Source organism: Nocardia sp. BSTN01, assembly GCF_015354405.1.
In the GTDB taxonomy this organism is placed as follows: domain Bacteria; phylum Actinomycetota; class Actinomycetes; order Mycobacteriales; family Mycobacteriaceae; genus Nocardia.
Map to the genome: position 1 here is coordinate 1 of NZ_JADKYP010000135.1, position 2,103 is coordinate 2,103.

The 2,103-nt window shown below is 67.5% G+C and carries 4 protein-coding genes and 1 pseudogene; all 5 read left to right on the plus strand.

The window, feature by feature from the left end; genetic code table 11:
- A pseudogene (locus IRT45_RS36105) lies at positions 1-213 on the plus strand (hypothetical protein); the annotation flags it as partial.
- The gene (locus tag IRT45_RS36110) at positions 213-494 is read left to right on the plus strand and encodes a hypothetical protein (RefSeq protein ID WP_228536030.1); all 282 of its coding nucleotides are present in this window, start codon (positions 213-215) and stop codon (positions 492-494) included. The pseudogene IRT45_RS36105 and the gene IRT45_RS36110, both read left to right, overlap by 1 nt.
- Positions 491-952: a hypothetical protein gene (locus IRT45_RS36115; protein WP_194810235.1), complete on the plus strand. Its 462-nt coding sequence runs from the start codon at positions 491-493 to the stop codon at positions 950-952. Before IRT45_RS36110 ends, IRT45_RS36115 begins: the two co-directional genes overlap by 4 nt.
- A 4-nt stretch (positions 953-956) precedes the next feature.
- Entirely contained in the window at positions 957-1,352 is a 396-nt protein-coding gene (locus tag IRT45_RS36120; RefSeq protein WP_194810236.1) for a hypothetical protein, read from the plus strand.
- Between the two features lie 95 nt (positions 1,353-1,447).
- Complete coding sequence (locus IRT45_RS36125; protein WP_228536032.1) at positions 1,448-2,026, plus strand: hypothetical protein; 579 nt, start codon at positions 1,448-1,450, stop codon at positions 2,024-2,026.
- The last annotated feature ends 77 nt before the right edge of the window (positions 2,027-2,103 follow it).

A 2,103-nucleotide genomic window follows, 5' to 3' on the forward strand; every position in this document is an offset into this window, starting at 1 on the left:
GCGTGGACCGACCACCACGCCGGCCTGGGACTCGATCAGCTGGCGGGCCCCGGATCCAAGGACCAGCCCGGCGACCTCGACCCGACCCGGTGGGATTTCCTCGCCGACCGGTCCGTGCCCGAGGCGCTCGGCCTGATCGGCGAGAAGCTGGGCCTGCCCGGATTCCGTGACCCGCTGGCGGGCAACGGCTCCGATACTCCGGCGGCGAGCTGATGGCCGGCGAGCAGGCGCCCGGCCCTGCGCCGACCCAGGTGCAGCACCCGTGGCGCACGATCGCCCGCACGGTGGTGCAGCTCGTCATCGGTCTACTGCCCGCGCTGCCCTGGCTCGTCGAGGCATCGGGGATCCCAGAGACCGCAGCGGGAGTCGGCGTCCTGCTGGCCGTCTCAGGCGCGGCGACTCGGCTGATGGCGGATCCGCGGATCGATGCACTGCTCGCCACGGTCGCGCCGTGGATGGCGGCCGCACCGAAGGCTCGCGAGGTCGAGAGGTGACCGCTCCGGTGCAGCCGTGGCGATCATGGGCGCGCCTCGTGCGGCTGCGGGTGCGGTTGATCTGGCCCGAGGTCGTGCTGATCGAGGTGTGCGTTCTGGTCGCCGCGCTGTGCCGGGGGATCGACTATCTCGCCCCGCCGGTCGGCGGCACGGCGACGCTCTCTGTGATCGAGCGGACCATGCCGATGGATGCGTGGGCGGCGATGTTCATCGTGGGCGGGACGCTCGGTCTCGTTGGCCTGGTGGGGGACCGATGGCCGCTGGCCTCGATCGGGCACGCAGTGCTCGCCGCGGCGTATGCCGGCTTTGCGGTGGGGGCGTTCTGTGAGGTGCTGCGCCGGTCGCCGGTCGAGGGGTGGCGGACTCCGACCGACTGGCTGCTCGTATTCGCGGTCGTGCATTGGGGTTATGCCGACGCGGCGCTGGATGTGTGGAGAGAGAGGCGGCGGAGTGGATGAGATCATGCGGCGCGCACCCGAATGGGCTGTCGGGGCAGTAGTGATCTTTGTCGCGATCGGCTACATCGTCCGGACCGCGGCAGAGACATCGGAAACGTGGGCGCGATTGCTGGGCCCGCTCGGGCGTCGGTGGCGCGAGCGAGGGGAGCGGCGGCGGCAGATCCGGATCGAGCAGCGGGAAGCACGCGCGGCTGATCTCGAGGACATGACCCGGCAGCGCGACTATCTGGCCGGCGCGCTCGACGTCTGTCGCAGCGAGCACGAGAACACCGCCGGCTATCTGATCTACGACGCCCGCTGGCATCACGATGCCGAACTCGCGGCCGCGGCAGCGGGTTTCGAATCGCCCGCGCACCTGTCACTGCGGCAATGGCGTGACGTGAATGGGGTCAGTAGGTGAGTACCCCCGGCAATCCTCCACTGCCGCCGCAAGGCTCGTATCAGATTGGCAGCGGGTTCGGGCAGAAGGACACCGAGGAGTCGGCGACCGCCGCCATGACCGGCGGCGTCGTCGACACCTACGACAAGGTGCGGGAGAAAATCGGCGCCGAGATCCACACGCCGACGATCAACGCGAGACAGCTCGCGACCGCAGCGCAGCAGGCTGCGGGCACCGCGCTATCGGCGGCACAGGCAGCAGTGAACACCGCCGCGAACGCCGGCGAGAAGGCCGACATCGCGTACGCGAATGCTAACGACTGGCAGCTGGAATTCGCACACTCGTCAGCTGAGGTCACCAAAGGCACCGGCGAAGTGATGGTCGGGCCGATGCTGAACGTCCGCGACGGTCAGCTCTCGATCCTCACCGATATCCATGTAGCGCTACTCGAACAACACGGCGGACTCACATTCGAGACGCGGGTATGGAACATGGACAAAACCGCGTACCGGGTAGCGCATACCGCAGTGATCGACCCGAATGTGACGATCCGAAATTTCTCCGCGCTGACCGTGCCGATCTACGACCTCGAGCGGTTCTGGGCGTATGTGCTCGACATCATCGGGTCGGCGCCTCCGACCGTACTGCAAATCTGCGCCGCTGGCGTATTCATCGAAGACCCGGAGTTCGCATAGTGAAATCGTTCGAATACATCTCTGCTACCAATGGGTTTCACGGGTCGCTCGCGATTCAACCGAACCGAGAGCGACTG

Coding starts and splice junctions, on each gene's coding strand:
- IRT45_RS36110 (WP_228536030.1), top strand. CDS start 213: ATGGCCGGCGAGCAGGCGCCCGGCCCTGCGCCGACCCAGGTGCAGCAC.
- IRT45_RS36120 (WP_194810236.1), top strand. CDS start 957: ATGCGGCGCGCACCCGAATGGGCTGTCGGGGCAGTAGTGATCTTTGTC.
- IRT45_RS36125 (WP_228536032.1), top strand. CDS start 1,448: ATGACCGGCGGCGTCGTCGACACCTACGACAAGGTGCGGGAGAAAATC.